21 protein-coding genes, 2 tRNA genes and 1 pseudogene are annotated in these 26899 nt (G+C 69.7%); 10 read left to right on the top strand and 14 right to left on the bottom strand.

What is annotated here, in order from left to right; all coding sequences use genetic code 11:
* Positions 1–485: pseudogene (locus tag P0W64_RS20995) on the top strand (hypothetical protein); the annotation flags it as partial.
* Here P0W64_RS20995 and P0W64_RS21000 read toward each other — a convergent pair.
* A complete protein-coding gene (locus tag P0W64_RS21000; protein ID WP_275482131.1) occupies positions 463–1308 on the bottom strand; it encodes an NAD-dependent deacylase in 846 nt (281 codons plus the stop codon). The pseudogene P0W64_RS20995 and the gene P0W64_RS21000 sit on opposite strands and share 23 nt — an antisense overlap.
* A gap of 371 nt (positions 1309–1679) precedes the next feature.
* Here P0W64_RS21000 and P0W64_RS21005 point away from each other — a divergent pair, with 371 nt between their 5' ends.
* The 3 genes from P0W64_RS21005 (at position 1680) to P0W64_RS21015 (ending at position 12990) form a co-directional block, all read left to right on the top strand.
* A complete protein-coding gene (locus P0W64_RS21005) occupies positions 1680–10967 on the top strand; it encodes a type I polyketide synthase (protein WP_275482132.1) in 9288 nt (3095 codons plus the stop codon).
* Positions 10968–11113: 146 nt separating this feature from the next.
* Positions 11114–11497 (top strand): holo-ACP synthase, encoded by a 384-nt coding sequence (locus P0W64_RS21010; protein WP_275482133.1) that lies wholly within the window; start codon positions 11114–11116, stop codon positions 11495–11497.
* A 74-nt stretch (positions 11498–11571) separates the two neighbouring features.
* A complete protein-coding gene (locus P0W64_RS21015) occupies positions 11572–12990 on the top strand; it encodes a condensation domain-containing protein (RefSeq protein ID WP_275482134.1) in 1419 nt (472 codons plus the stop codon).
* Here the strand turns inward: P0W64_RS21015 and P0W64_RS21020 are convergent.
* Both P0W64_RS21020 and bcp read right to left on the bottom strand, forming a co-directional pair.
* Positions 12987–14132: an acyl-CoA dehydrogenase family protein gene (locus tag P0W64_RS21020; protein WP_275482135.1), complete on the bottom strand. Its 1146-nt coding sequence runs from the start codon at positions 14130–14132 to the stop codon at positions 12987–12989. The genes P0W64_RS21015 and P0W64_RS21020 overlap by 4 nt on opposite strands.
* 4 nt (positions 14133–14136) lie before the next feature.
* Positions 14137–14610 carry a thioredoxin-dependent thiol peroxidase gene (gene bcp, locus P0W64_RS21025; protein WP_275482136.1) on the bottom strand — a complete coding sequence of 158 codons (474 nt, stop codon included), beginning with the start codon at positions 14608–14610 and terminating at the stop codon, positions 14137–14139.
* 17 nt (positions 14611–14627) lie between these two features.
* Between bcp and P0W64_RS21030 the strand changes: the two genes are divergently transcribed.
* Positions 14628–15047, top strand: coding sequence for a hypothetical protein (locus P0W64_RS21030; RefSeq protein WP_275482137.1), 420 nt, complete (start codon positions 14628–14630; stop codon positions 15045–15047).
* On the opposite strand, the gene P0W64_RS21035 is transcribed toward P0W64_RS21030, so the two are convergent.
* Positions 15044–16276 carry an Ig-like domain-containing protein gene (locus tag P0W64_RS21035; RefSeq protein WP_275482138.1) on the bottom strand — a complete coding sequence of 411 codons (1233 nt, stop codon included), beginning with the start codon at positions 16274–16276 and terminating at the stop codon, positions 15044–15046. The two genes, P0W64_RS21030 and P0W64_RS21035, sit on opposite strands and share 4 nt — an antisense overlap.
* A 273-nt stretch (positions 16277–16549) precedes the next feature.
* Here P0W64_RS21035 and P0W64_RS21040 point away from each other — a divergent pair, with 273 nt between their 5' ends.
* Complete coding sequence (locus P0W64_RS21040; RefSeq protein WP_275482139.1) at positions 16550–16897, top strand: YrdB family protein; 348 nt, start codon at positions 16550–16552, stop codon at positions 16895–16897.
* Here P0W64_RS21040 and P0W64_RS21045 read toward each other — a convergent pair.
* From P0W64_RS21045 to P0W64_RS21055, 3 genes are all read right to left on the bottom strand, one after another.
* Positions 16894–17247 (bottom strand): metalloregulator ArsR/SmtB family transcription factor, encoded by a 354-nt coding sequence (locus P0W64_RS21045; protein ID WP_275482140.1) that lies wholly within the window; start codon positions 17245–17247, stop codon positions 16894–16896. The genes P0W64_RS21040 and P0W64_RS21045 overlap by 4 nt on opposite strands.
* Positions 17244–18104, bottom strand: a complete 861-nt coding sequence (locus P0W64_RS21050) for a hypothetical protein (RefSeq protein WP_275482141.1) — start codon at positions 18102–18104, stop codon at positions 17244–17246. Before P0W64_RS21050 ends, P0W64_RS21045 begins: the two co-directional genes overlap by 4 nt.
* 192 nt (positions 18105–18296) lie before the next feature.
* A tRNA-Lys gene (locus tag P0W64_RS21055) sits at positions 18297–18369 on the bottom strand.
* A 188-nt stretch (positions 18370–18557) separates the two neighbouring features.
* Between P0W64_RS21055 and P0W64_RS21060 the strand changes: the two genes are divergently transcribed.
* Complete coding sequence (locus P0W64_RS21060; RefSeq protein ID WP_275482142.1) at positions 18558–19136, top strand: PH domain-containing protein; 579 nt, start codon at positions 18558–18560, stop codon at positions 19134–19136.
* On the top strand, positions 19126–20646 hold the full coding sequence (locus tag P0W64_RS21065; RefSeq protein ID WP_275482143.1) for a PH domain-containing protein: 1521 nt from the start codon (positions 19126–19128) through the stop codon (positions 20644–20646). The genes P0W64_RS21060 and P0W64_RS21065 overlap by 11 nt, the downstream gene beginning before the upstream one ends.
* Here P0W64_RS21065 and P0W64_RS21070 read toward each other — a convergent pair whose 3' ends face one another.
* Both P0W64_RS21070 and P0W64_RS21075 read right to left on the bottom strand, forming a co-directional pair.
* Positions 20647–21117, bottom strand: coding sequence for a nitroreductase family deazaflavin-dependent oxidoreductase (locus P0W64_RS21070; protein WP_275482144.1), 471 nt, complete (start codon positions 21115–21117; stop codon positions 20647–20649).
* A gap of 66 nt (positions 21118–21183) precedes the next feature.
* Entirely contained in the window at positions 21184–22068 is an 885-nt protein-coding gene (locus P0W64_RS21075) for a hypothetical protein (RefSeq protein ID WP_275482145.1), read from the bottom strand.
* A gap of 260 nt (positions 22069–22328) precedes the next feature.
* Here P0W64_RS21075 and P0W64_RS21080 point away from each other — a divergent pair, with 260 nt between their 5' ends.
* Positions 22329–22793 (top strand): GNAT family N-acetyltransferase, encoded by a 465-nt coding sequence (locus tag P0W64_RS21080; RefSeq protein WP_275482146.1) that lies wholly within the window; start codon positions 22329–22331, stop codon positions 22791–22793.
* 6 nt (positions 22794–22799) lie between these two features.
* On the opposite strand, the gene P0W64_RS21085 is transcribed toward P0W64_RS21080, so the two are convergent.
* The 5 genes from P0W64_RS21085 to orn form a co-directional block, all read right to left on the bottom strand.
* Positions 22800–23351 (bottom strand): DinB family protein, encoded by a 552-nt coding sequence (locus tag P0W64_RS21085; RefSeq protein WP_275482147.1) that lies wholly within the window; start codon positions 23349–23351, stop codon positions 22800–22802.
* 133 nt (positions 23352–23484) lie between these two features.
* Positions 23485–23907 (bottom strand): GNAT family N-acetyltransferase, encoded by a 423-nt coding sequence (locus tag P0W64_RS21090; RefSeq protein ID WP_275482148.1) that lies wholly within the window; start codon positions 23905–23907, stop codon positions 23485–23487.
* A 99-nt stretch (positions 23908–24006) separates the two neighbouring features.
* A tRNA-His gene (locus P0W64_RS21095) sits at positions 24007–24082 on the bottom strand.
* 96 nt (positions 24083–24178) lie between these two features.
* Positions 24179–24622, bottom strand: a complete 444-nt coding sequence (locus tag P0W64_RS21100) for a hypothetical protein (protein WP_275482149.1) — start codon at positions 24620–24622, stop codon at positions 24179–24181.
* Between the two features lie 74 nt (positions 24623–24696).
* Positions 24697–25296: an oligoribonuclease gene (gene orn, locus P0W64_RS21105; RefSeq protein ID WP_275482150.1), complete on the bottom strand. Its 600-nt coding sequence runs from the start codon at positions 25294–25296 to the stop codon at positions 24697–24699.
* Between the two features lie 34 nt (positions 25297–25330).
* On the opposite strand from orn, the gene P0W64_RS21110 reads away from it, so the two are divergent.
* Positions 25331–26869 carry a helicase HerA-like domain-containing protein gene (locus tag P0W64_RS21110; protein WP_275482151.1) on the top strand — a complete coding sequence of 513 codons (1539 nt, stop codon included), beginning with the start codon at positions 25331–25333 and terminating at the stop codon, positions 26867–26869.
* The last annotated feature ends 30 nt before the right edge of the window (positions 26870–26899 follow it).

A 26899-nucleotide genomic window follows, 5' to 3' on the forward strand; every position in this document is an offset into this window, starting at 1 on the left:
AACGGCCCCCGATCGCGAGGGGCGTCGGCGCTGGACCGTCGGCGCCCCACCGCTCGACATCCGGCGTAGGGGGCTCCGTCTCGCGCGCCCCCGAGGCTGCGCGCGCGGCGGGCGGCCAGCTCGGCCTGCGGGACGCCCGGGTGCCGACGGGCAATGGCGCGTCGGTACCCGCGAGTGCCAGACCGGCAGGTGCGAGTCCGTCGGTCGGTCGGGCGGGCGGCATGCCCATGGCGATCCCGCCGGGCGCGGCCGGCCGTGGCGGCGCCCGCGACGGGGAACACCGGACGCCGGCCTACCTGGTCGGGAAGGAGAACGGCGAGGACATCGTCGGTGGGCTTCCACTCGTAGGGCCGACGGTGATCGGCGACTGGCGACCCTCGACCGACCGGGCCTGCGGGGGCGGCCCGAGGGCGGATGGCGGCCCTGGGGTCAGTGGCGGCCCGGGGGCGGACCCTCGCCCGGTCAGCGGGGAGCGGCCGCGTTGAGCGCGGCGACGAGGGCCGGGAGCGCGGTCGCGGCGGTCGCGCGCCAGGACACGGTCGCCGACTCCGAGAGCGGGGTCTCCTCCGGATTCACCTCGATCACCGGGATCCCTGCGGCCAGCGCGACCTCGGGGAGCCGTGCGGCAGGGTGGACCACGCCCGAGGTGCCGATCGCGATCACCACATCGGCCCCGAGCACGGCTGCCTCGCCGCGTCCCCACTCGTCCACGGGGAGTGCCTCCCCGAACCACACGATTCCCGGACGCACCTCCGACAGGCAGTGCATACACGTGGGCGGCGCGGTCCGCATGTGCTCCGGATCGTCGTCGTCGCCGAGGTCGTGAACCGCGTCGAGACCGGCGACGGGGGCGTCCCCGGTGTGCACGGCGTCGGTACCCAGATAGGGCGTTCCGCAGTGTCGGCAGCGTGGCGCGAACAGGCTGCCGTGCAGGTGCGCGGTGACATGCGAACCGGCGCGTTCGTGCAGGTCGTCGACATTCTGCGTGACGATCTCCACGGGCGTCCGGTCGGCGAGCATGGCGAGGGCGACGTGGCCGTCGTTGGGCTCGGCGGCCCGCACGAGCCGGGCGCGGTGCTGATACCAGCCCCAGACGAGGGACGGATCCCGAGACCACGCGTCCACGGAGGCCAGGTCCTCCGCCGAATATCGCTGCCACAGCCCGGTCTGCGCGTCCCGGAACGTGGGGATCCCCGACTCGGCGCTCATGCCCGCACCGGTGAAAGCGGTTACGGATTCGGCCGACCGGATCAGTTCGAGCACGTCGGGAGGGACGTCGACGGGTGCCGGCCGGGCTGAGGGCTGCATGGGGCCAGGGTAGGGGACCGCGGCTTCCACGACGACGCCTTTCCTCCGCAGCCCGTGCCCCACCGAATGGATGCGGTGCTGTGCGTCACACAAACGAATAACGATTCGATAACGAATGCTACCGGCGAGAAACCCGCAGAATTCCCGTCGGGCCGTGTGTGAACAGCATGGATTCATCGGTGTATCAACGCCCGAATACACCCGCGAATCGAGATGCACGACTTACTCATGGGTATACCCATCAGTCATATATCTGCACGTCAGAGGGCGCCCGAAAACTGTGTTTCCATGGGGTCGGCCGCGCCGACGCCGTCGCGCCGCAAATTCGTCCGCGCCGATGCGGTGAATCGATCATTCGCTCGAGGAGATCCATGACTGTCGACGACTACGTGACTGCAGCAGCCCGCACCGGAGAACGTCCCCGGAACAACGAGGCGCTCGTCGACAGGTTGGTGGGCGGCGAGCAGTATGCGCTGATCTTCGGTGGCCAGGGCGGCGGTTGGTTGCAGGGCATGATCTCGCTTCTGGAGCAGACCGGCCTCGCGGACGACCCCGAATACCGCGATATCTTCGACGGCATCGTGGCCCGCAGCGAGAGCGTGCTGGAGCCCGTCCGCGCCGAACTGCTGCGCGCGCAGGCGCCGGCGTTCGACCCGATGCGTTGGCGCAGGCTGTCCATCGATGCCGCGGAGCAGGAGACGGAGGGCGAGGACGACTCGGCCCGCCCGGCCGTTCGCAGCAACCTCCCGGATGTCGACGGAGCCGCGCTGTCGGTGCCCGGCATCCTCTACGGCCAGCTCGTCGCGCTGTACGCGCTCGAGGCGCAGGGCCTGGACGCCTGGGACGTACCCCCGGTCTCGGTGATCGGCCACTCGCAAGGCCTGCTCGCGGTCGAGGCCTTCGCCTCCCGCGGCGGTGAGGGCGACCTGTTGGCCATAGCGCGCCTCATCGGAGCGGCCGGCCGCATCGTCGCGCGCCGCCGCGGCATCGTCGCGCTCGGAGCCGGGACCCCGATGCTCGCCGTGACCGGCGTCCGCGAGGACCGCATCAAGGCGCTGCTGGCGGAATTCAGTGCGACTGTGGCGTTCGACGCCGCCGGCCCGGTGGTCGGCGTGCGCAATGCGAACAACGCCTTCGTCCTCTGCGGTACTCCCAAGCTGCTGGCCGGCTTCCGCGAGTTCTGCGAATCCGTCGCCGAGGCCGAGGAGGCGGACCGCAAGGCCAAGACCACCGGCGGCACACCGTTCGCTCCGCGCTTCGACGAGATCGGCGTCGACATCGGCTTCCATCACCCCGCACTCGCAGAGGGCGTCACCCTCGTCCGTGAGTGGGCCGCGCGCTGCGGCCTCGACGCCGACCGCGCTGCCCGCTTGGCCGCCGGGGTGCTCGTCGAGCCCGTCGACTGGGTATCCGACGTCGACGGTGCGGTGAACGCGGGCGCCCGCTGGCTCATCGATCTCGGCCCGGACGACCTCGCGACGCGCCTCGCGTCCGCGCCGGCGCGCGGCCACGGTATCGGAATGATCCCGGCGACCACCCTGCGCGGCGCGCGGAACATCTTCTCGCCCGGCGGAGTCCCGGAGCTGCCTCGGCCGTGGGACGAGTTCGCGCCCAAGCTGATCACGCTGCCCGACGGCCGTACCGTCCTGTCGACGCGGTTCACCGAGCTCACCGGTCGAAGCCCCATGCTGCTCGCCGGAATGACCCCGACCACCGTCGACCCCGCGATCGTCGCGGCCGCCGCGAACGCGGGCCACTGGGCCGAGCTCGCCGGCGGCGGCCAGGTCACCGAGGGCATCTTCGCCGAGAACGTCGAGCGCCTGACAGCGCTGCTCGAGCCGGGCCGCAGCGCCCAGTTCAACGCGCTCTTCCTCGACCCGTACCTGTGGAAGCTGCAGCTGGGTGGCAAGCGGATAGTGCAGAAGGCGCGCGCCGCGGGGGCCCCGATCGACGGAGTGGTCGTCTCCGCGGGCATCCCGGAGCTGGAGGAGGCTACCGCGCTGGTCGATGAACTCGTCGGCGCCGGCATCGGCTACGTCGCGTTCAAGCCCGGCACCGTCGAGCAGATCCGACAGGTCGCGCGGATCGCGGCCGAGGTACCCGAGCACCCCGTCCTGGTCCAGGTCGAGGGTGGTAAGGCCGGCGGCCACCACTCGTGGGAGGACCTCGACGATCTGCTGCTCGCGACGTACAGCGAGCTGCGCGACCGCGCCAACGTCGTGCTCTGCGTGGGTGGCGGCATCGGCACGCCCAAGCTCGCCGCCGACTACCTCTCCGGCGCCTGGTCGCGGAAGTACGGCGCGCCGGCGATGCCCGTCGACGGCATCCTCGTCGGCACCGCTGCGATGGCGACTCTCGAGGCGACCACGTCGGAGGACGTGAAGCGTGCGCTCGCCGAGACGGTGGGCACGCCCGGGTGGATCGGCGCGGGCGATGCGCAGGGCGGCATGGCCTCCGGTCGCAGCCAGCTCGGCGCCGACATCCACGAGATCGACAACCCGGCCTCCGCGTGCGGGCGCCTGCTCGACGGCGTCGCGGGCGACGCCGACGCCGTCGCGGCCAAGCGGGACGAGATCATCGCGGCGATGGAGGTGACCGCGAAGCCGTACTTCGGCGACGTCGACACCATGACGTACGGCGAGTGGCTCGCGCGCTATCTCGAGCTGGCCGTGGGTACCCGTGACCAGGTGGATCGGGCGGTTCCGGGACGGTTCGGCGACTACGGCTGGCTGGATATCACGCATCAGACCCGCTTCCTCACGATGCTGCACCGCGCCGAGGCTCGCCTCGCGGACGAGGACCGCGGCCTCATCGAGACCGCATTCGCCGACGTCACCGCCACCGACGACGCCTACGGCGCGCTCGACACCCTGCTCGATCACTACCCGGCGGCGGCGACCACGCGTCTGCATCCCGCCGACGTGCCCTTCTTCACGAACGTGTGCCGCGCCCCCGGCAAGCCGGTGAACTTCGTACCCGTCATAGACAAGGACGTCCGCCGCTGGTGGCGCTCCGACTCGCTGTGGCAGGCGCACTCGCCGCGCTATGCCGCCGACCAGGTCTGCATCATCCCCGGCCCCGAGGCCGTGGCGGGCATCACCGAGGTCGACGAGCCGGTCGGCAGGTTGCTCGACCGTTTCGAGGCGGAGCTGGTCCGCCGCAAGTTGGAGGCGGGCGAGCCCGCTACCGCCGTTGCGGGCCGCCGCGTGCGCGAGGGAGTCGGCTCGGCCGCGCTCGCCCGCACCCTCGCGGCGCCCAACGTGCTGTGGGGTGGGCGGCTCGTGCTCAGCCCGATCGGGCGCCTCGGTGCCGCCGATACCTGGACGATCGACACCGACGGTGACGTCCCGTTCGCCGTGCAGGCCGACTCCGGTGCGACGTTGCGCGCGACCGGCGATGACGCTGTGCGCCTAGAGGTCCCGGTGTCCGGCACGTCGCTGGTCATCCCGATCTCCGTTCCGGAGGCGACCGTCGACGGTGGTGTGCCCGTGATCGAGCTCGACGATGCGGCCCGAGCTATGTCGCAGCTCGTCGCGCTCGCCGCCGCCGGCGCTCTGCCCGACGTCGAGAACGACACCGCGGTCGTCGAGTTCGAGTTCACCGACGCCGATGCCGCCGACCATGCGGCGCTCACCGCAGACTGCCTGCCAGACGGGCTCTCGGCCCTGTTCGGCGACGAGCAGCGTCCGGTGCCCGACGCGTTCGTCGGCCCCTGCTGGCCGGCCAGCTTCGCCGTCGTCGGCGCCGCGCGCACCGCCGCGGGGCGCCCCGTCGTCGAGGGCATGTTGGACCTGGTGCATCTGGATCACGCAGTCGAGCTCGCCGACATCCCCGCTCCTGGCACGTACCGCGCGACCGCGTCGCTGGTCGATGTGACGGCGACGGAGCTGGGCACCGTCGTCACGGTCGACATCGCGGTCCGCACGTCCGGCACCAACGGCTCCGGCACACCGGTCGTGCGGATGACCGAGCGGTTCGCGATCCGAGGCCGCACGGGCAGCGCCGAGCTCACCGATCCCAAGCCCGCGGGTGGCGCACGCGGCGCTACCGCGACCGAGACCCCGCGCAAGCGGATCCGGCAGGTCGTCGTCACAGCGCCCGTCGACATGAACGGTTTCGCGGCCGTCTCCGGCGACCACAACCCGATCCACACCAGCGGCGTCGCCGCGGCGCTGGCCGGTCTTCCCGGCCCCATCGTGCACGGCATGTGGCTGTCGGCCGCCGCCCAGCAGGTCGCTGCGGCGTCCGATGAGGCGGACGTGCTGCACCGCAAGCTGCGTGGCTGGACCACGCGCTTCCTCGGCATGGTGCTGCCCGGAGACGAGGTGCAGATCACCGTCGAGCGCGTCGGCATCGACCGCGGCGGCGAGCTGCTCGAGGTCAGCGCGAAGGTGCGGTCGGACGCGGGCGAGGGCGATTGGGAACTCGTCATGGCCGCGACCGCGGTCGCCTTCCCCGCGGTCACCGCATACGTGTTCCCCGGGCAGGGCATCCAGTCCAAGGGGATGGGGCTCAAGCGGCGCGCCCAATCGGCCGCCGCGCGCGAGGTCTGGGATCGCGCCGACGCGCACACCCGTGCCGCGCTCGGGTTCTCGATTCTCGCGATCGTCCGGGACAACCCGCTGTCGATCCGCGCGAACGGAGTCACGTACTCGCATCCGGACGGCGTGCTGTACCTGACGGAGTTCACACAGGTCGCGATGGCCACGGTCGCCTGCGCGCAGCTGGCAGAGCTGCGCGAGTTCGGCGCCCGCGTCGATGCCCCGGTCATCGCCGGTCACTCGGTCGGGGAGTACAACGCGCTGGCCTCGGCGGACGTGCTGCCGCTCGAGACCATCGTCGAGGTCGTGTTCCACCGCGGCTCGATCATGCAGCGTCTGGTCCCGCGCGACGGAGACGGCCGCAGCGACTACGCGATGGCCGCGATCCGGCCCGAGCTGTTCGAGATCGACGATGCGGAACTCATGGGATTCGTGTCCGGCGTTGCCGAGGCGACCGGGACGTTCGTCGAGATCGTGAACCTCAACCTCCGCAACGCCCAGTACGTCGTCGCGGGCACCAAGGCCGGGCTCGACGCGCTGGATGCGGCGATCGCCGAGCGCACCGGCAGCCCCAAGGCGTTCCAGATGGTCCCGGGCATCGATATCCCGTTCCACTCGACCGTGCTGCGGTCGGGCGTCGCGGAGTTCGAGGCGCGTCTGCAGGAGCTGGTCCCCGCCGAGTTCGACTACGAGGCGCTGATCGGTCGCTACGTCCCGAACCTGGTGGCGCGCTCGTTCGCGCTCACCCCGGAGTTCGCGAGGTCGATCCTCGAGGTCGTGCCCTCCGAGCCAACGACGGCCCTGGTCGCCGACTGGGCGGCGGCCGCCGCCACGCCCATGCAGACCGCCCGCACATTGCTCATCGAGCTGCTCGCGTGGCAGTTCGCGAGCCCGGTGCGCTGGATCGAGACGCAGGATCTGCTGCTCACCGACGCCGATCACGGCGGCCTGGGCATCGAGCGGTTCGTCGAGGTGGGCGTCGCGTCCGCCCCGACGCTCGCCAATCTCGCAAGTCGCACTCTCGCTCTCACGTCGTACCGACGGTCGTCGACGACGGTGCTCAACGCCGAGCGGGACTCGGCACGTGTCTTCGCTACCGACGAGGACGTCGCCGACGACGAGACGGCCACCGTCGCCGAGTCCGCGCCCGTGCCGTCGGTGGATGCCGCACCGGCTGCGGCCCCGGCGCCTGCACCCGCAGCACCGTCGGGCGGTCCCCGTCCGGAGGATCTGAAGTTCGACGCGTCCGATGCGACCCGCGCGATGATCGCGATCTGGACCAAGATGCGGCCGGACCAGCTCGAGCGCACCGACACCATCGAGACGCTGTGCGACGGCGTGTCCTCGCGACGGAATCAGCTGCTGCTCGACCTGGGATCGGAGCTGAACCTCGGCGCCATCGACGGCGCGGCGGAGGCGGACCTTCCCACTCTCGGCGACACCGTCGCCAAGTTGGCCCGGACCTACAAGCCGCTCGGCCCGGTACTTTCGGAGACCGTCGGCACGCAGCTCCGCAAGGTCTTCGGCGGGGCCGGTAAGCGGCCTGCGTACATCGACGAGTACGTGACGAAGACGTGGGAGCTCGGACCGGGCTGGGTGAAGCACGTCACGCTCGCGCTCGCGGCCGGGACGCGCGAGGGTGCGTCGGTGCGTGGCGGCGACCTCGGCAACCTACTGCAGGGTCCGGTCGCCAACGCGGCAGCACTGGACGCCCTCATCGACCGCGCGGTCGTCGAGGTCGGCGCAGCGAACGGCGTCACCGTCGGCAAGCCCAGCGTGGGCGGCGGAGGCGGCGGCGCCACGGTCGACGCGGCAGCGCTCGCCGAGTTCACAGACGCCATCACCGGGCCCGACGGCGCACTGGCCGCGTCGGCGAGGACGATGCTGGCGAAGCTGGGCCTCGCGGATCCGGCGACGGGCCTGCCCGAGGTGGACGATTCGGCCACCGAGCTGCAGCGTCTGATCTCGAGCGAGCTGGGAGAGAACTGGGCACAGACGGTGGCGCCCGCGTTCGATGCCGACAAGGCCGTCCTGATCGACGACCGCTGGGCCAGCGCCCGCGAGGATCTGTTGCGCGTGTGGAACATGGACGCCTCGTCGTTCCCGACCACGCGTAAGCACCTGCTGGCCACGGCCAAGGGAGCCGGGGCCGCCCTGGTCGACCAGGCGCGCTGGTGGGAGCGCAAGGCACGCGATGCCGGCCGCCCGGAGCACGCGGAGGCATACGCGTTCCTCGCCGATCTCGCCGAGTCCGCCCCGGAGCCCGGCGAATACCACGGCGAGGTCGCCGTGGTGACCGGCGCGTCCGCCGGGTCCATCGCCGCCGCGGTCGCGGGACGACTGCTGGCGGGTGGGGCCACCGTTATCGCCACCACCAGCCGGGTGGACGAGAAGCGGCTGAACTTCTTCAAGGAGCTGTACCGCACCAGCGCCCGCACCGACGCCACGCTATGGGTGGTCCCGGCCAACATGTGCAGTTACGCGGACGTCGACGCGCTCGTCGAATGGATCGGCGAACAGCAGTCCGAGAGCTACGGGCCGACCACGATCGTGCACAAGGAGGCACTCGTCCCGACGCTTCTGTTCCCGTTCGCCGCGCCGCGCGTGTCGGGTGACCTGGCCGACGCCGGGCCGCGGGCCGAGCTGGAGATGAAGATCCTGCTGTGGACGGTAGAGCGGCTGATCTCCGGTCTGTCCGCGATCGGCAAGGACACGGATCTGGCGTCGCGCCTGCACGTCGTGCTGCCGGGCTCGCCGAACCGCGGCATGTTCGGCGGCGACGGTGCGTACGGCGAGGCGAAGGCCGCGCTCGACGCGATCATCGCGAAATGGAGCGCCGAGAAGTCCTGGTCCGAGAGGGTCACGCTGGCCCACGCCATCATCGGCTGGGTGCGTGGCACCGGACTGATGGGCGGCAACGACCCGCTGGTCGAGGCCGTCGAGGAGGCGGGTGTCCGCACCTGGTCGACCCACGAGATGGCCGAGCAACTCCTCGCGAACGCGACGGCCGAGGCCCGCGAACGGGCCGCGGACGGCCCGCTGTTCGCCGATCTGACGGGCGGCCTGGGCGGCGCGAGTCTGGACATGGCCGCGCTGGCCGAGCAGGCCATGGAGGCGCGGCGGCAGGCGACCGAGGACGCCGACGGCCCGGCCACGATCGACGCCCTGGCGCCCGCGCCGGTGGCGACGATCGGCGAGCCCGACTGGGATGAGATAGATGCCCGGCCCGAGGACATGGTGGTCATCGTCGGCGCAGGCGAGGTCGGCCCGTACGGCAGTGCGCGTACCCGCTTCGAGGTGGAGGTCGACGAGCGGCTGTCCGCAGCCGGCGTCGCCGAACTCGCGTGGGTTACCGGTCTGATCACGTGGGAGAACGACCCCGAACCGGGCTGGTACGACGCCGAGAGCGGCGAGTTGGTGCCCGAGGCCGAACTCGCCGACAAGTACCACGACACCGTGGTCGAGCGGTGCGGCATCCGGGAGTTCAGCGACGACGGGGACATGGTCGACGCCTCTGCGCCGCTGCTGGTTTCGGTGTTCCTTCCCGAGGACACCACCTTCGTGGTGGCGTCCGAGGACGAGGCCCGTGCATTCGCCGCAGCCGATCCCGAGAAGACCGCGATCTCGCCGCTGGAGAGCGGCGAGTGGCAGGTGACGCGCCTGGCGGGCACCGAGATCCGCGTGCCGCGCCGCATGAAGCTGCTGCGCAGCGTCGGCGGGCAGATCCCGGACGGTTTCGACCCGACCCGCTGGGGCATCACCCCGGAGATGACGGAGTCGGTCGACCGGCTCGCCCTGTGGAACCTGGTCGCCACCGTCGACGCCTTCGTCGGCGCCGGGTTCGACCCCGCCGAGCTGATGCAGTGGGTGCACCCGACACACGTCGCCAACACGCAGGGCACCGGTATGGGCGGGATGTCGTCGCTGCGGAAGCTGTTCGTCAACACGCTGACGGGCGAGCCGAATCAGAACGACATCCTGCAGGAGGCTCTTCCGAACGTCGTCGCCGCGCACGTGGTCCAGAGCTACGTCGGCAGTTACGGCGCGATGATCCACCCCGTCGCCGCGTGCGCCACCGCTGCCGTCTCCGTCGAGGAGGGCGTCGACAAGATCAAGGTGGGCAAGGCGCTGTTCGCCGTGACCGGCGGATACGACGATCTCTCCATCGAGGGCATCACCGGCTTCGGCATGATGCAGGCCACGGCCGACACCGAGAGGATGCTGGCGAAGGGCATCACGCCTCGCCGCTTCTCGCGTGCGAACGACCGCAGGCGCGGCGGATTCGTCGAGTCCAACGGTGGCGGCACGGTGCTGCTGGCGCGCGGAGACGTCGCGGCGAAGATGGGGCTGCCCGTACTCGGCGTCGTGGCGTGGGCACAGAGCTTCGGCGACGGCATGCATACGTCGATCCCGGCGCCGGGCATGGGTGCCCTGTCGGTGGCGGCCGGCGGCCCGGAGTCGGGCCTGGCACGCAGCCTGGCGTCGCTCGGGGTGGCGGCCGACGACGTGTCCGTGATCAGCAAGCACGACACCTCGACCAACGCGAACGATCCGAACGAAGCGCAGCTGCACGAGCGCATCGCGGACTCGATCGGCCGGAGTAAGGGCGCCCCGCTGTTCGTGGTGTCGCAGAAGTCGCTGACCGGTCACGCCAAGGGCGGCGCCGCGGCCTTCCAGCTGATCGGCATGTGCCAGATGCTCTGCGCCGGCGTCGTTCCGCCGAACCGCAGCCTGGACTGCGTGGACGACGAGATGCGTAAGTACCCGCACCTGGTGTGGGTCCGCGAGAAGGTGCAGTTCGGACACGGCTTCCGTCCGAAGGCGGGGCTGCTGACCAGCCTGGGCTTCGGCCACGTGTCCGGTCTCATCGCGGTCGTCCACCGGGACGCGTTCCTGGCGTCGCTCGACGGCGATGCGCGCGCTGCGTACCTCGCCGCGGCGCAGGAACGCGAGGTCGCTGGGCGGCGCGCGATCCTGTCTGCGATGACGGGGCAGTCCACCTTGTATCGCAAGCAGGCCGCGGGGCGTCGCTTCGGCGACGTCGAGTCCACCGATGCCGCTGAGGCGGCACTGCTGCTCGACCGCGACGCCCGCTTGGGCGACGACGGATCCTACTGAGCCGGCGGCTGCACGGCGCAAGCCCGACGGTGCGGCGCCGCCTGACGCCGTCCCGCTCGGACGCGGTGTGCGTCCCGCGGCCGCACGTACGTCCCGCGGCCGCAACGAGCGGCCGCGGGATCCGCCGCTGCGGTTAGGCTCGCTGCATGCCGGTGGTGGGAGTCGGGATCGACCTGGTCAGCGTGAGCGGATTCGAGGCGCAGCTGAAACAGCCGGGCACGACGATGCTGTCGTCGTTCAGCCCGGGGGAGCGGCGCGACGCGGGCGGCGACGCACGCTCTTTGGCCGCGCGCTGGGCCGCGAAAGAAGCTGTGTTCAAGGCTTTCTCGTCGTCGTTCTACGGCCGGCGCCCCGCCGAGAAAGAGGTGGGCGCGCGCGAGGTCGAAGTCGTCGCGGACGCGTGGGGCAGGCCTGCTGTGCGGGTGCACGGCCGCATCGCGGAGGATCTCGGGCAAGACGTGCGGATCCATCTCTCGCTCACCCACGACGGCGATATCGCGGGCGCCGTGGCGGTCATCGAGACCGTGTGAAAAACCACCCCTGGTTGAGACAACCCTCACAATAACGCTGTACGGTGGTCCACTTTTACTCTTTCTCAGGAAACATGATCGCCATGAAAACGGGCTTCTCGACGCAATGGGTCTGCCCCCGCGGAGCGTGGCGAGTGTGGGCTCCGGGCGCAGAGGTGCGGGCGGCGCTGGCCGCGGCACCCGAGTCCGAGGTCGCGCCGTCGTTCATCCAGGCGGATCACCTCCGCAGCGGTGGTAGCGGCGAATCGGCCGTGCAGCGGCTGGCTTTCACGACGTTCGAGGTGCACGACCGTTTCGACGCCGGCGTCATGGCGCGCGTCGTCACCGAGTTCGTGCAGGCGCACGACGTCTTCCACACCGGTTTCCTGCCGGGGGAGGACGGTGCTCTCTGCAGCCGCAGCCTGTCCGCCGAGGCCGTCACGCTCGACGTCGTCGCGACGTCTGAGGGCGATCCACGCACCGTCAAGGAGTACCTGCTGGCCGAGGTCCCGGGTCTCGATGAGTGGGCGTCCTTCGCGTTCGCGGTCACGGGCACCGAGCATGCCGGTCCCGATGCCGCCGAGCCGAGGTTCACCATGGTGATCGCATGCGATCACCTGTATACCGACGGGGTCTCTCAGGCCGTCGGCTTCTTCGAGATCCTCACGCGGTACACCGCGGCCCTCGAGGGCGCGCCGTTCGTCGCCGCACCGACGCGGCCCTACCGCGCGTATGCGACCGAGCAGCGGGCCTGGGCGTCGGCGCTGACGGAGGTGCACCCCGAGGTCAACGCGTGGCGCGAAGTCCTGTCCCGGTCCGGCGGCATGCCGCGGTTCCCGCTGCCGCTCGGCCTGGGACCGGACGAGTGTGCACCGGGGGAGTGCACCGTCGACGGCGGCTTCGCGGACACGGCGACGGCCGTCGCATTCGCGGCGCGCGCCCGCGCGGCGGGCGGGTCGATGGGCAGCGCACTCCTCGCGCTCCTCGCGGACATCGCGTACGACCTCACCGGCGATCGCCTGTTCACGATGATGGTGCCCCGCGCCGACCGGCCCGATGCGGGCGACGCGTTCGCGATCGGTTGGTATGTCACGTTGGTGCCCGTGCAGTTCGAGGTCGCCGACGATTTCGACGAGACGGTTCGCCGCGCGCAGGCCGCCCAGAAGCGCGCGAAGACGATGGAGCGGCTACCGGTGTTCCCGGTGATCGACCTGCTCGCCGACGACCCCGGATTCCCTGTGCGGCATGGCTTCTCCGCACCGATGCTGTCGTACGTCGACGTGACTCGCGTGCCGGGTGCGGATCTCGCGCAACGCCACGACTTCTCGGTCTATGCGAACCCGACGCCCGCACGTGAGGTGTTCGTCTGGATCAACCGTGACGATGCCGGGCTCGACTTCACTGCGATGCACCCGGGCACCCCGCAGGCGCGCGAATCCGTCGCCGAGGTGGCGGCGCGCATGCGCGCGCGGATCCTCGCCCTCACGGCGGAGCCCGCAGCGATCGTGACTTAGAGGTCCAGGCTGCGCCCGATGATCTCCTTCATGATCTCGTTGGTCCCGGCCCAGATCCGGGTCACCCGCGCATCCATCCACGCGCGGGCGACGCGGTACTCGCGCATGTAGCCGTAACCGCCGAAGACCTGGACGCAGCTGTCCAACACGCTGTTCTGCACCTCGGCGGAGAAGTACTTGGCCTTGGCCGCGTCGACGGCGGTCAGCTTGCGCTCGGCGTGTGCCGCGACCGCCTGGTCTATGTAGGCCTGTGCCACCTCGATGCGGGTGACCAGGTCTGCGAGCACGAACTTGGTGTTCTGGAACGAACCGATCGACTGTCCGAAAGCCTTACGCTCGCGGGCGTATTCGATGGTCTCGGCCAGGATCTGCTTGGCGTGCGCGATGTTTCCGACCGCGGAGCCGAGCCGCTCCTGCGGCAGCTTCTCCATCATCGCGATGAACCCGCGGTCGACCTCGCCGAGCAACGATTCGGCGGGTAGCCGGACGTCGTCGAAGAACAACTCGGCCGTGTCGGCCTCGGGCTGCCCCACCTTGTCGAGTTTGCGGCCGCGTTCGAAACCGGGCAGCGACGCGTCGACGGCGAACAGGCTGATGCCCTTCGACCTCTGTTCGGGGTTCGTGCGCGCGGCGATCACGGCCACGTCACACGTGTAGCCGTTGGTGATGAATGTCTTGGCGCCGTTCAGGATCCAGTCCGCACCCGAACGTACGGCCGTCGACTTGAGATTCGCCAGGTCGGAGCCGACGGACGGCTCCGTCATACCGATCGCGGCGACCGCCTCGCCCGACGCGATGCGCGGCAGCCACTCCTGCTTCGCCGCCTCTGTGCCCATATCGACGATGTACGGGGTCACGATGTCGAAGTCGATGCCGACGCTGGAGGCGAACGCCATCGACACCGCGGCGAGCTCCTCCTGTGCGACGGCGTTGAACCGGTAGTCGCCTGCTTCGCCGCCCCCGTACTGCTCTGGGATCTCGAGGCCCAGGACACCCTGTTCGCCGAGCCCACGCCACACGTCGCGGGAGATCAGCTTGTCGTCGATGTACTTCTCGGCGTTGGGCACGACGTCGCGCGCGAGGAAGTCGCGGACGGACGCGCGGAACTGTTCATGGTCGTCGGAGTAGACGGTGCGTTCCATGGCGCTAGACCTTCAGATCGCGGCGCAGCTTGGCCACGTGGCCGGTCGCGCGGACGTTGTACTGGGCGATCTCGATCTTCCCGTCCGGGCCGACGACGAAGGTCGAGCGGATCACGCCTGTCACGGTCTTGCCGTACATCTTCTTCTCTCCGAACGCGCCGTAGGCGGTCAGGACCGCCTTGTCCGGATCCGTCAGCAGCGGGAAGGTGAGTTCGTCACGATCACGGAACCGGGCCAGTTTCTCGGGTTTGTCGGGAGAGACGCCCACGACGTCGAGGCCCGCGTCGTTCAGCTCGGCGAGGTTGTCGCGGAAGTCGCATGCCTGCTTGGTGCACCCTGGCGTCATGGCGGCGGGGTAGAAGTAGAGGACGACGCGGCGGCCGCGGTAGTCGGCGAGCGACACTTCGTTGCCGTCGGCGTCGGGCAGGGTGAACGACGGTGCCGGATCCCCGGGGGACAGGCGCGCGGGTGCAGTCATTCCACTACCGTAGCGGCATGTCCGACGACTACGGCCCCGGCCTACGCCCCACCGGCCGGGGCCGTGCTCGGTTCCAGAAACTGGCCAGCGCCGCGCTCAATGCCGACGTGACGATCGACCAGGCCACAGCCGTAGTCAACGATCTCTCGGACACCATCCGCGGGATGGACTCGACGATGGAGGCCTTCGATGAGACGCTGGTCCGGATCAACCGCGATCTGGGCGATTTCGAGCAGTTGATGGCCGCCATCGCGCAGACGACCGCCCGCGTGAATGCCGCCCTGGACAACGTCGACAAGCTGCTGTCGGCACCCGCCGCACTCGGAACCGCGGCCGCTTCGGTGCTGCATCCGGCTTCCGATATCGCGAACTCGGCGGCCGGCACCGTCGGGCGACTGCTCCACCTTCGAACGGCGGACCGACCGACCGTCGACTAGCTCTGCTTGGCGTTACCGGCCTTCCACACCTTCCACGGCACGTTCCAGTCGCCCAGGCCGTCGGTGCCGTCCAGGACGCCGCCGGTGGTATCCGATACCTGCACGATGTCGCCGCGCTTGGTGTTCCGTAGGAACCAGAGAGCGTTGTCGGGGCTCACGTTGAGGCAGCCGTGGCTCACGTCGGTGTTGCCCTGCTCGGACAGCGACCACGGCGCGCTGTGGACATAGATTCCGTTGTAGGCCATCTGCGTGGCGTAGTCGACGAGGGTCCGGTAGCCGCCGGGGGAGTTCACGGGTACGCCGAAGGTCGACGAGTCCATGATGATCGAGTCGAGGTGATCGCCCAGGATGTAGGTCCCGTTGGGAGTGGGGTTCGCGGGTTCGCCCATCGAAGTCGGCATGGTCTTGACGACCTTGCCGTTCTTGGAGATGCGCAGGATCTTGTCCTTGTCGCTCACTGTCGCGACCACGGCGTCGCCGATCGTGAACTTGTTGGTGACGTTCTCCTGGCCCATCAGGCCGCCACCCAGGTCGATGCCGTAGGTGTTGACGCTGACCGAGACCTTGGTGCCCGGAGCCCAGAACTTCTCGGGACGCCAGCGCACCTCGGAGGGGCTGATCCAGTAGAACGCGCCCTCGACCGGCGGATCGGTGGTCACGGAGATCGCCTTCTGTGCGGCGAGGCGGTCCGGGATCGCCTCGTCGAATCGCACGCCGACCGTCTGGCCGATGCCGACCACGGAGTTGTTCTGCGTCGTGAAGTACGCCTGGGTCACGTTGGTAGGCGACTCGGTGGTGAACGTCTGCTGCGCGATGTTCACGCCGCCGATGCCGTCCGCCTCGACGCGCAGCGTGTACTGGCGGTTGTAGCCGAGTGCCTCGGTGTTCTGCCAGCTGCGCGCGTCCGGGCCGATCTTGGAGGCGACCACCTTGCCCGACTCGTTGGTCAGCGTGACCTTGCGGAGCGTGCCGCCGGCGACGGTGACCTTGACCGGGACGCCCGGCTGCACGCCGACGGCCTTGTCCTTCACGGTCGACGTGATCTGCGGGCGAAGCAGGTCGACGAACGGGGTCGAGTCGGTGATCTGGGCGTCCTTGGCCGGAAGCGGGAGCGCGTCGTTCGAGCCGATGGTGCACGAGGTCACGCACGCTGTGGCCGTCCCCAGCACTACCAGAGCCGCGGCTACGCGACGGGACACGGAACGACCTGCGAACATCTGGTTCTCCACCCCACATAAGCGACGTAACGGGCATGCGCGCCCGGCGGAGGAAGCCCCCGGGGCGCGACACGATTGCGACCAGTGTACGGGTCAGGGGTCCGTCGCGCCGAGGGTGCACGGCTGTTTGTGACCTGCTCGCGACCGAACTCTCAGCTCCGCGTTCAGACTTGGCGGACCCGCGGGTGCGCGCAGGATCCGCGCATCCGAGCCGGTACTGCGAGATCGCGACGAAGGGCGGTCGAAGCCGTCCGCCCTCCGCGCCGGGGGTGCATAGTCGGCGGCGTGTACGTATGGACGATCCTGCTCCTTGCATTCGTGAGCGAGCTGCTGATGCTCGCGGCCCTCGGGTACGCGATATGGCGGCTCGCGGGCGGAGGTGTGTGGGGCTGGATCGGTGCCGGCCTCGCCGTCGGGGTCGCCTGCGTGCTGTGGGGACTGTTCGCCGCCCCGAAGGCCACCTTCGATGTGGGCGCCGTGCAGTGGGTGGTCAAGATCGGTCTCTTCGCCGCCGCGGTGGCGCTGCTCGTGACGGTGGGGGCGCGGGCGTGGGTGTGGGTGGGCTTCGCCGTCTTCTCGGTGGTCGTCAACGTGCTGGCGCTGTTGCCGCCGGTGGCCGGTCGCGATCTCTAGGGGCGTGCTGGGTGTTCGCGCGCTTTCGGGTGGCGCTCGCGGACGCACTCGCGGATCGTCTCCGTGAGGGTGTCGAGCGCGTCGAGCGTCTGATGCGGGACGGTCACGGTGTACACCCGCGAGGTTCCGTCGCGCGCAGCATCGACGACCGCGGCGTGACGGAGCACGGCGAGGTGACGCGACACGGTCGACTGTGGCACGTCGAGAGCATCGACGAGTTCGGTCACGGTCAACCCGTCGGGGTGCTCGAGAAGGGTCCGCAGGATGGCCATGCGCAGCGGTTCGCCGAGTGCGCGGAACAGCGGGTGTAGTCGGTCGAGCAGCCCGCCGACGAGTGCTTCGTACGTCATTCGATCGCCCCCGCAAGCGCCTCGCGAAGTGCGTCCAGCGCGGGTGTTGGGACCGCGGGCCGGAGCGCACGCCATGCATCGAGCATCGCGAGCGTCTGTTCGGCGTGACGGGTGAAGTGGCCCGCTGCGTATGCCGGGAGATCGAACGGTGCGAGTGCGGTGGCCGATGCGAGAGCTGCACGCGCAAGGGCCGGCGAGGACCGACGGCTACGCGCGTCGGTGACTGAGCCGACCGCTTCGGCGGATGCACGGGCGGGCCGTCGCAGATTGCGGGTGAGTGCTCGCCAGTCACCACCGTGAACGACCAGTTCCGCCATGAACGGCATCGTCCGGGCGGCGCTGGCGAGTATCGACCGTTCGTCGGTCGGAGTCACGGTCCCGGGCAGCATCGACGTCACGGCGCGCACGGCTGCCTCGTCGCCGGCTATGGAGAACAGTGCCCGCCTCGGTTGCCATGCGGTCACCCGTAGCGGGTCGCGTGAGGTCGCGTCGGCGAGGAACGCCGGCGCGAGGATGATCGCCGTGCTCGCGGTCGCGGCGAGGATGTCGAGATCGCCGGGGACCTGGCTCGTCGTCGCCACGATCGGCGCGGCATCGGACGCGAATGCAAGCACCGACGGATCGGTCTCGCTCGGGCGTGTCGACAGCACCACGAGATCCCAGGACCCGCCCGCGGCCTCGGGGTAACCGATCGGCCGGACCCGACCTGTCCGCGGCGGGCGGAGGCGACGAGCATGGAGGACCTCGACCGCACCGCCGGGCGACCTCGACGCGACACCGACGCGGACGGAATCGGGGAGCGACGAGGCGGCGGCGGCGCTCACTGCGCCGCCACCGGCGAAGAGGACGGAGGGCATCCTATGCAGCATACATCCGTTAATGCGGATACTCGGATACACTCGGACGCGTCGGGTGTGGGGCACGCCGATATGAGTGACATGACGGCGGCGGTGGCGAGTCTCGCGCCCGAAACGGTGGGCTAACGGTGGGTAGACACAGATCTGGGGCGGCTTCCTTGGCTGGAAACCGCCCCTGACCTGGATTTCTTGTGCGCCATCAGGGACTCGAACCCCGAACCCGCTGATTAAGAGTCAGCTGCTCTGCCAGTTGAGCTAATGGCGCATGCGGCGCGCACCCGTGCGCCCTCGCGGGCGGCTCGCTGCGTGCTCGAAAACTGTAGCAAGCTGGTGGCGGAAAAGTGAAATCGAGGCGGCCGCCGCAGTTCGCGGCACATATCGCCGTTCGGGAGGCCGGCCCGCGTGGCATGGCTGGAGGACACCTGTCGGCGCGCTGTGCTGTGATGGGTTCTGATGGAACCTCACGATCATCCCGAATCGCCGCCGCCGCCGCGGCAGGCGGGCGCGCCGGTGCGGCAGCCTCCCGCACCGGCGTCGGCCGGGCAGCCCGGCGAACTCCGTCCGCCCGCGCATCGCGTGTCGCCTCGAGCGAAGGGGTGGTGGGCTCTCCGCGCGGCGATCCCGTGGTGCATCGTGCTCGTTGTGCTCACGGGCGCCGCGGTCGCCGCGCCGCCCACGAGGCTCTTCTCGCCGCTGGTCGCTCTGGTTGTCATCGCATGTGCCGCAGTCCATCTCGCGGTCATGCCGCGATGGCGCTATGCATTCCATCGGTGGGAGGTCAACCCCGTCGCGATCTACGCGCAGACCGGCTGGCTCACGCGGGAACGGGTGCTGATCCCCCTGTCGCGCATTCAGGTCGTCGATACGAAGGCGGACGTCCTCGAGCGCGCGTTCGGTCTCGCCACGCTCACTGTGACCACCGCATCGTCCGCAGGCACCGTTCACGTGCCGGGGCTGCCGGTCGCCCTGGCCGAGTCGGTCGCGGCCGGCATCGTCGCCGATGTCGGTACGGAGGACGACGATGCCACCTGAGGTCGATCGGCCGGCGCCGGACGCCACGGAGTGGAAACGCCTGTCTGCGTGGGCCGTCGGGACGCGTGTCATCAAGGCGCTGCCTTCGCTCATCCCCGCGCTCATCGGTCTGCTGTTCGCCGCGCGTGCGGCAGGGCCTGCGGTATGGGGTATCGCGGCCCTGTTGCTGACTGCGGCGGTCGGGCTGGTCCCCTGGCTCACCACGCGCTACCGGCTCACCGATACGCACTTCGAGGTCCGCTCGGGACTACTGCGGCGCGAGGCGAGGTCGGCCCGACGCGAGCGGGTACGCAGCGTCGATGTCACCGCCAACCCGGTCGACCGGGTTCTCGGGCTGCGCACCATCGCAGTGGGTACTGGCGTCGGCGGCGAGAAGGCGGCGATGAAACTCGATCCGATCCGGGCGGACGAGGCCGACTATCTCGCGCGGGAGCTACTGCGCCGCAACGGATACCGAAAGGTGTCCGCCGAGGCCGGCGAGATCTCCGACCAGTCTGTCACCGCGGAGGACGAGATCGCCCGGCTCCGGCCGTCGTGGATCCGCTACGCCCCGTTCTCGCTCACAGGCTTCGCGGCGACGGCGGCAGCACTCGGCATCGGCTTCCGTGCGGTCGACGACCTGCATCTCACCGAGCGTGGCGCGGAGGCGGCGGAGGGGGTTGCGGAGAACCTGCGCGAGCTCGGCCCCGCGGTCCTGATCCCCGGCGCGGTGATGCTGCTCGTGGTCGTGTCGGCGACCGTGTCGATCGCGGCGTACGTGTTGGCGTTCTGGGGTTTCCGGTTGACTCGTCGCGCCGATGGCACACTGCATACCCGCCGGGGTCTGCTGTCGACAGTAGAGGCCACCGTCGAGCGTCGCCGTGTTCGTGGCACCCGCGTGCACGAGCCCGTCCTGATGCGTGTCGTCCACGGCGCGAAAGTGCACGCTCTCGCGACGGGCACTCAGCGCAGCCCCCTGCTGCTTCCACCGGCACCTCGGGCGGATGCGCTGCGGGTGGCCGACGAGGCGCTGGAGCGGACGGCCACCGTCGGCGCCGGGCTGCGATCCCATGGTCGGAAGGCGCTGCGCCGCAGGTGGACTCGTGGTCTTATCGGTGCGGTGGGGCTTGTCGTCATCGGGGCGGTCGGCTCGGCCGTCCAGTTCGTCGCGACGGACTCTGCACTCGGTTGGGCGCCACTAGTGGTGGGCCTGGCGCTCGGCGTGGCCTGCATCGCGCCGGCTCCGGTGCGTTACCGCAACCTCGGTCACGCGCGCCGTCCGGGCGCGCTCGTGATCGGTGACTGCGCCGTGGCGCGCACTCGGGTGGTGCTCGAGGACGACGGGATCATAGGCTGGGTCACCACCGAGTCGTTCTTCCAGCGGCGCTCCGGGGTCTTGACGTTACACGCGGCGACGGCCGTCGGCGCCCGCCGTTATGCGCTCACCGACCTGGCTCCGCACGAGGCTGCGGCCCTCGCCGCCGACGTGCTACCCGGCACCGTCCACCCCCTCCGGCTCCGGTCGAGGTGATCAGTGCGGGGTCAGGCGGTAGAGCTTGATCCGGCGGTCGCCGGCCCAGCGGATGTAGGAGTCGAAGGCGGGCCACACTGCCACGATCGCCGGCCACAGCCGTTGTCTGTCGGCTTCGTCGACGCGGGACGCACGCACGCGAATCCGTTTGGTGCCCACGAGGATCTCCGCATCCGGCGTGGCATCCAGGTTGTACGACCACCCCGGGTGGCGCTCCTGGCCGAAGTTCGATGCCACCACGATGTAGTCGCCGCCGTCCCGCACGTACAGCAGGGGAGTCGAGCGCGGGCTTCCGGAACGGCGCCCGACGGTCGTCAGCGTCAGGTTGGGAACGAGCCAGGACGGGACGACGTGCACGCGTCCGCCCGTGTACCTGGTGACGGCGCGGTCGAGCGGCACGAGGCGACGGATCGCGGCGGATATCGGTTGGTACGTCCCGATGGAGAGCACGGCCTGTTTCGCTGCGGACACCGCGTCAGTGTGACAGACGGCGAGCGCCCGGCGGAGCGGTTCCGCCGGGCGCTCGAAGACGAGAGGTCAGCGCGTCGCGAGAGTGGCCCCCGAAGCGCGGAGCGCGGCCTGCAGCGAGTAGTACTGCGTCGCCTTGCCCTTCACCTGACCGGTGTCGGAGTCGCTCAGCGTGACGGCGTCCGTGATGATGCCGAGCGCCGCGTGGTCCGAGGTGCGGATCAGTGGCCCGCCGCTGTCGCCCTGCGTGGTCGTGATGTCGGTGAGGATCCAGTCGCCCTTGGTCTGAACCACCTTGCCGCAGCGGTACCCGTTGACCGAGCCCTGCTGGCACACCTTGTCGCCGACCTTGGCCGTTCCGACGGAGTACGGTGCGATCCGGCCCTTCGAGCCGAGCATCTTCACGCTCTTGTCGGTGAGGCGGAACGTGGCCCAGTCGGGTGCGAAGGGGTCGACCGGTGCCATCTGTCCGGGTCGCTTCGGGTCCGGCTTCACGGCGGGCGCGTGCGACTCCACGATCTGGCCGACCACCCAGTGATCGACGCCGACGGGCTTGGACACGGAGCCGCAGTGCCCGGCCGTGACGCCGAGACGTTCGCCGGTTCCGGAGGTCACCGCGAAGCCCATCGTGCACTGCAGTGCCTGAAACTTCCCGTCGCCCAGGGAGCGCTGGAGGATGTCGATACGGTCGCCGGGGCCCACGGACTTCGGGGCGGGCGGGACCGCCGCCGAGGGGGCCTGCGTCTTGGTGGACGGCGCGGCGGGGCTCTTCGTCGTCGGAGCCTTGGTCGACGGTGCCTTAGTCGCGCTCGGCGCCGTAGCTGAACTCGACGGTGCCGGAGTGGCGGGCGCTGCCGTCGCAACGCCACCGAGGGTGGAGGTCGCCGCCACCGTCACCGCTGCCGCGCATGCCGTCCGACGCAGTACAGCGGCGAGCCGTGATCCCTTAGCCAAAATCGATTCCCCATCCTCGAAATACTCGGTCAAGCCTATCGCTCCGGTGGCTGGAAGCCCGCTGACCATAACAGCACCGAAGGGTCTTGTCCCAGAGGTGGTGACAGATTCCATTACTGCTGGTGAATGCCGGATTCGCCAGCTTGTGCACCGGGCTGTGCGGGGTGTTCCTGACCTGCGTCGAGCGCCGTAACCGCCCGGTTTCGGACGGATCCGGACTTATGCCTTGCCGCGGCGCGGGCGGTAACCTGAGGCGCCATATGACTTCCGTAGTTGACGAATACTCCGTCCGGCCCGCACGCCCCGACGACTACGAGCCGATCGTCGCCGTCGTAGACGAGTGGTGGGGGAGACCGATGATCCGCGACCTCAGCAGGCTGTTCCTCGACCACTTCCATACGACGAGTCTGGTCGCTGCCACGGACGAGTTGCCGCTCGCCGGGTTCCTCATCGGCTTCCCTTCGCCCTCCGACCCTGAGACGGCCTACATCCACTTCGTCGGCGTGCACCCCGGGATGCGACGCGCCGGGCTTGCTCGCGACCTCTACGAGCGCTTCTTCACCACCGCTCGGTTCACCGGGCGCACCGGAGTCAAGGCGATCACGTCGCCGGATGACACGGGCTCCATCGCGTTCCACGACGCGCTCGGCTTCACCGTCGGCGACACCGTCGCCGACTACGACGGGCAGGGGCTCGACCGGGTCGTGCTGCGCCGCGCACTCTGATCCTCATCAGCCCATCGACTTCTGACCGTCGATCGACTCGCGGATGATGTCCGCGTGGCCCGCGTGTTGGGTGGTCTCGGCCGCGATGTGCAGCAGCGCGCGCCGGGCGGACCACCGGGTGTCCGTGAACCACGGCGCAGACGGCAGGTCGTGCGAGACGTCGAGGTCCAGCTCCGCGAGGACGGCGTCGGTGCGGGCGGCGACCTCCGCGTAGGTGTCGAGGAGACCCGCGAGTGTCTCGCCGGGGAGCATCCGGAAGCTGTTGCCGAACGCCTCGAACAGCTCCGGGCCGGGATTGCTGAAATCGAGCCCGTCCCATGCCATCGCGCTGCGTCCTTCGACGGCGAACCGAGCCCACTGGTCTTCGACCTCCGCGACGTGTTTGATGAGTCCGCCGATCGTCAACTCGCTGACGGTGGACCGTCTCTGTGCCTGCTCGTCGGTGAGGCCCTTCGCCGTGTAGCGCAGGAAGTGTCGTGCATTGGCGAGCGTCTTGAACAGGTCGGCGCGCTCGCCGGTCAGGGCGGTTGTCGCCGTGGTCATAGTGTTGTCGCTCATGGCGTTTCCTCTCGTTCGGGCTTGTCGAGGGAGACGCTACGAGCCCTACCGGTCAGATCCGGTCCGCAATTCCAGCCGGGTGCTGAGCCGACCACGCGTATCGATGTCGAATGTCGTGGAGGAGATTTGAAGCCTAGGGAGGAGGCAGGCGGTGCATGCCGATGGAGCCGGGCGCCGACTCGACGAACCCGTGGCGCGCGTAGAGACGTACGCCGGGCGCATCGCCGAGCAGATTGACGTATGCGTCCTCACCCGCCGCTGCATAGACGGTTGCGAGGAGTGCGCGGAGGATCTCGTCGCCGATCCCCCGCCGCTGATGCTCTGGAAGGACGGCCATGTCGGTGATGTGGAAGTACGTGCCACCGTCGCCGATGACGCGGCCCATGCCGACAGTTCCACCCGTCCGCCGGTCGGTGACGTGCACAGCCGCCCATGCGCCGTCGATTCCCAGTTCCGCACCATGCCGGCTGCGCTCGGACAGCCCCGAATCGCGACGAAGTCGCAGGAAGTCGTCCACGGACGGCGGGCCCGCGTGCAGTACGTACAAGCTATCCATAGGTCTGCTAAGTTACGCGATCCGACGTTCCGGCGCGTTGTCGCTCGGAGTACAGGAACAGAGAACAGCGGGGTCCGGATTCGAACCCCGCTGTTCTCGTGGGGTGAGTGACGGGACTCGAACCCGCGACAGCCAGGATCACAACCTGGTGCTCTACCAACTGAACTACACTCACCATCGGCCGTTTCCAGCCGGGCTCCGACTCTACCGCACCGCGACAGCGGAACGCGAATCGTCACCGGTGACCCGTCTTCTCGCAGCTGAGGAGCGTCTAGGCGGGAGCGGCGAGGGTCGCGTCGGGGGTGCAGAAGGTGTCCCATTCCGGCTCGCCTGGGAGCACGATGAAGGCGCATCCCGCCGATGGCCAGGTGCGGTCGCCGCGGTAGGTGCCTCGCCTGGCGCGGTGCGCGGCCTCGTCTACGGCGTCGCAGGCTCCGTCCGCGATCTCGTCGCACACTTCCGCGATCCCGAGCCCCCGGATGCCCGCCTCGACGTACCGCGTCGAGGCGTCGCCGAGCGGCACGCCGGGATTCTCCATGAGCCACTCGGTGAGCAGGGTGGGATCGAGTGGGTCCTCGCCGCTGCGCCAGCGTGCGGAGGCGGCGGGGTCGACGCGCCGGGCGGCGGCCACGGCACCGTCGACGACGGCCCGCTCGACGCGCGCTCGCTCGCGTGCTGGGACGAACACCGAGAACATGACGACGACCAGATCCATGACGTCATCACACCGCTTCGGGCGGTCCGGTCGCATCGGGGACAACCCCCAATCCGCCCCGGAACCGTCGGACTCTACGCCGGCCCCAGGTCCTCGACGACCTTCGCCGTCTCTGCGGTGCCAGGGCCTGGCTCAGGCACGAAAACTGTTGCGCGGTAGTACTTCAGCTCGCGGATGGATTCCCGGATGTCGGCGAGCGCCCGGTGCGCGAGCCCCTTGGGTGGCTGGCCCTGATAGACCTTGGGGTACCAGCGCCGGCACAGCTCCTTGATCGAACTCACATCGACCATGCGGTAGTGCAGGAACTGGTCCAGCTCGGGCATGTCCCGGGCGATGAAGCCGCGGTCGGTGCCGATGGAGTTGCCGGCCAGGGGCACGGAGCGCTCGGTGCTGACATGCTCGCGGATGTAGGCCAGCACCTTCTCCTCGGCCTCGCGCACGGTCACCGTCGACGCCCGCACCTCCTCTGTGAGGCCGGACTTGGCGTGCATCTCCACGACCACGGGAGGCATGGTCGCGAGGGATACGTCGTCGGCGTGGATGACGATGTCCACGCCCTCGCCCAGGATGTTCAGGTCGCTGTCGGTGACGAGGGCCGCGATCTCGATCAGTTTCGAGGCTCCGAGGTCGAGCCCGGTCATCTCGCAGTCCACCCACACCAGTTTGTCGTCCACGCGCCCACCCTATCGGGCCGCTAGGGTTGCCTACGTGACTGACAACGCGAACGCAGCGCAGACCATCGCTGCGGGCTACGACTTCTCCGGTACCGCCCTCGAACTGGGAACGGTGCTGGTCGACGGCACCGTCGACCCGACGGCGAAGGTGCGTATCCCGCTGGCCATGATGAACCGGCACGGCCTCGTCGCCGGCGCGACGGGTACCGGCAAGACGAAGACGCTGCAACTCGTCGTGGAGCAGTTGTCCGGTGCAGGCGTGCCCGTGGTGCTGGCCGACGTCAAGGGTGATCTGTCCGGCCTCGTCCGCGCGGGCGAGTCGGGCGACCGGGTCACCGCACGTGCCGCGGACACCGGCGACGACTGGCAGCCCACGGCGTTCCCCGCCGAGTTCGTCTCACTGGGCACCGAGGGTGTCGGCGTTCCAGTGCGGGCCACGATCTCCGCGTTCGGCCCGATCCTGTTGTCGAAGGTGCTGGGGCTCAATGCCACTCAGGAGTCGACCCTGGGACTCATCTTCCACTGGGCCGACGAGCATCAGCTCGAGCTGCTGGACCTCAAGGACCTCCGCTCCGTCATCGCCTATCTCACGTCTCCGGAGGGTAAGGGTGATCTGGAGGGAATCGGCGGCGTCAGCAAGCAGACCGCCGGCGTGATCCTGCGGTCGCTGGTCAACCTCGAGGCCGACGGTGGCGACACCTTCTTCGGCGAGCCCGAATTCGCCGTCGACGACCTGATGCGGATCGATCCCACAGGGAAGGGTGTGATCACCCTTTTCGAGCTCGGCGCGCAGGCCGCGCGTCCGACGCTGTTCTCCACCTTCCTGATGTGGGTCCTGGCGGAGTTGTTCCAGCATCTGCCCGAGGCCGGCGACCTGGACAAGCCGAAGCTCGTTTTCGTCTTCGACGAGTCGCACCTCCTGTTCGCCGACGCGTCGAAGGCGTTCAAGGATCAGGTGGAGCAGACCGTGAAGCTCATCCGCTCGAAGGGCGTGGGGGTCTTCTTCTGCTCCCAGCTGCCTACCGACATCCCGAACCAGGTGCTCAGTCAGCTCGGCGCGCGGATCCAGCACGCGCTACGTGCATTCACGCCGGAGGACCAGGCCGCGCTCGCGAAGACGGTGAAGACGTACCCGACGTCGCCCGTCTACAAGCTCGACGAGGCGCTCACCGCCCTCGGGATCGGCGAGGCGGTGGTCACCGTGCTGTCCGAGACCGGGGCACCGACGCCGGTCGCGTGGACCAGGCTGCGTGCGCCACGCTCCCTCATGGGAGCGATCGGCGACGACGCCGTGAAGCAGGCGGCGCAGGCGTCGCCTCTGTGGGGGAGATACGCGCAGACGGTGGACAACCTGTCGGCATTCGAGAAGCTCAACCAGCGGGCACAGGAGGCGCAGGCACCTGCCGAGCAGGCCCCGGCACCCGCGCCGCAGGGGCGTCGCGAGCCGGAGGAGACCTCCTGGGTCGGCGATGTCATGAAGAATCCTGCCGTGAAGTCGTTCCTGCGCTCGGCGGCGTCCAGTGCGGGCCGCGAGTTGAGCCGCAGCCTCTTCGGGACCAAGCGCAGGCGGTGAGCTCCGTGGTGGGCGGGCCGGGGGGGTGGG

The organism is Tsukamurella sp. 8F, from assembly GCF_029167375.1.
Classification (GTDB): Bacteria; Actinomycetota; Actinomycetes; order Mycobacteriales; family Mycobacteriaceae; genus Tsukamurella.

Excerpts from the sequence above, each read along its gene's own strand:
- P0W64_RS21000 (WP_275482131.1), bottom strand. The coding sequence starts at position 1,308 with ATGCAGCCCTCAGCCCGGCCGGCACCCGTCGACGTCCCTCCCGACGTG.
- P0W64_RS21005 (WP_275482132.1), top strand. The coding sequence starts at position 1,680 with ATGACTGTCGACGACTACGTGACTGCAGCAGCCCGCACCGGAGAACGT.
- P0W64_RS21010 (WP_275482133.1), top strand. The coding sequence starts at position 11,114 with ATGCCGGTGGTGGGAGTCGGGATCGACCTGGTCAGCGTGAGCGGATTC.
- P0W64_RS21015 (WP_275482134.1), top strand. The coding sequence starts at position 11,572 with ATGATCGCCATGAAAACGGGCTTCTCGACGCAATGGGTCTGCCCCCGC.
- P0W64_RS21020 (WP_275482135.1), bottom strand. The coding sequence starts at position 14,132 with ATGGAACGCACCGTCTACTCCGACGACCATGAACAGTTCCGCGCGTCC.
- bcp (WP_275482136.1), bottom strand. The coding sequence starts at position 14,610 with ATGACTGCACCCGCGCGCCTGTCCCCCGGGGATCCGGCACCGTCGTTC.
- P0W64_RS21030 (WP_275482137.1), top strand. The coding sequence starts at position 14,628 with ATGTCCGACGACTACGGCCCCGGCCTACGCCCCACCGGCCGGGGCCGT.
- P0W64_RS21045 (WP_275482140.1), bottom strand. The coding sequence starts at position 17,247 with ATGACGTACGAAGCACTCGTCGGCGGGCTGCTCGACCGACTACACCCG.
- P0W64_RS21050 (WP_275482141.1), bottom strand. The coding sequence starts at position 18,104 with ATGCCCTCCGTCCTCTTCGCCGGTGGCGGCGCAGTGAGCGCCGCCGCC.
- P0W64_RS21060 (WP_275482142.1), top strand. The coding sequence starts at position 18,558 with ATGGAACCTCACGATCATCCCGAATCGCCGCCGCCGCCGCGGCAGGCG.
- P0W64_RS21065 (WP_275482143.1), top strand. The coding sequence starts at position 19,126 with ATGCCACCTGAGGTCGATCGGCCGGCGCCGGACGCCACGGAGTGGAAA.
- P0W64_RS21080 (WP_275482146.1), top strand. The coding sequence starts at position 22,329 with ATGACTTCCGTAGTTGACGAATACTCCGTCCGGCCCGCACGCCCCGAC.
- P0W64_RS21085 (WP_275482147.1), bottom strand. The coding sequence starts at position 23,351 with ATGAGCGACAACACTATGACCACGGCGACAACCGCCCTGACCGGCGAG.
- P0W64_RS21090 (WP_275482148.1), bottom strand. The coding sequence starts at position 23,907 with ATGGATAGCTTGTACGTACTGCACGCGGGCCCGCCGTCCGTGGACGAC.
- P0W64_RS21100 (WP_275482149.1), bottom strand. The coding sequence starts at position 24,622 with ATGGATCTGGTCGTCGTCATGTTCTCGGTGTTCGTCCCAGCACGCGAG.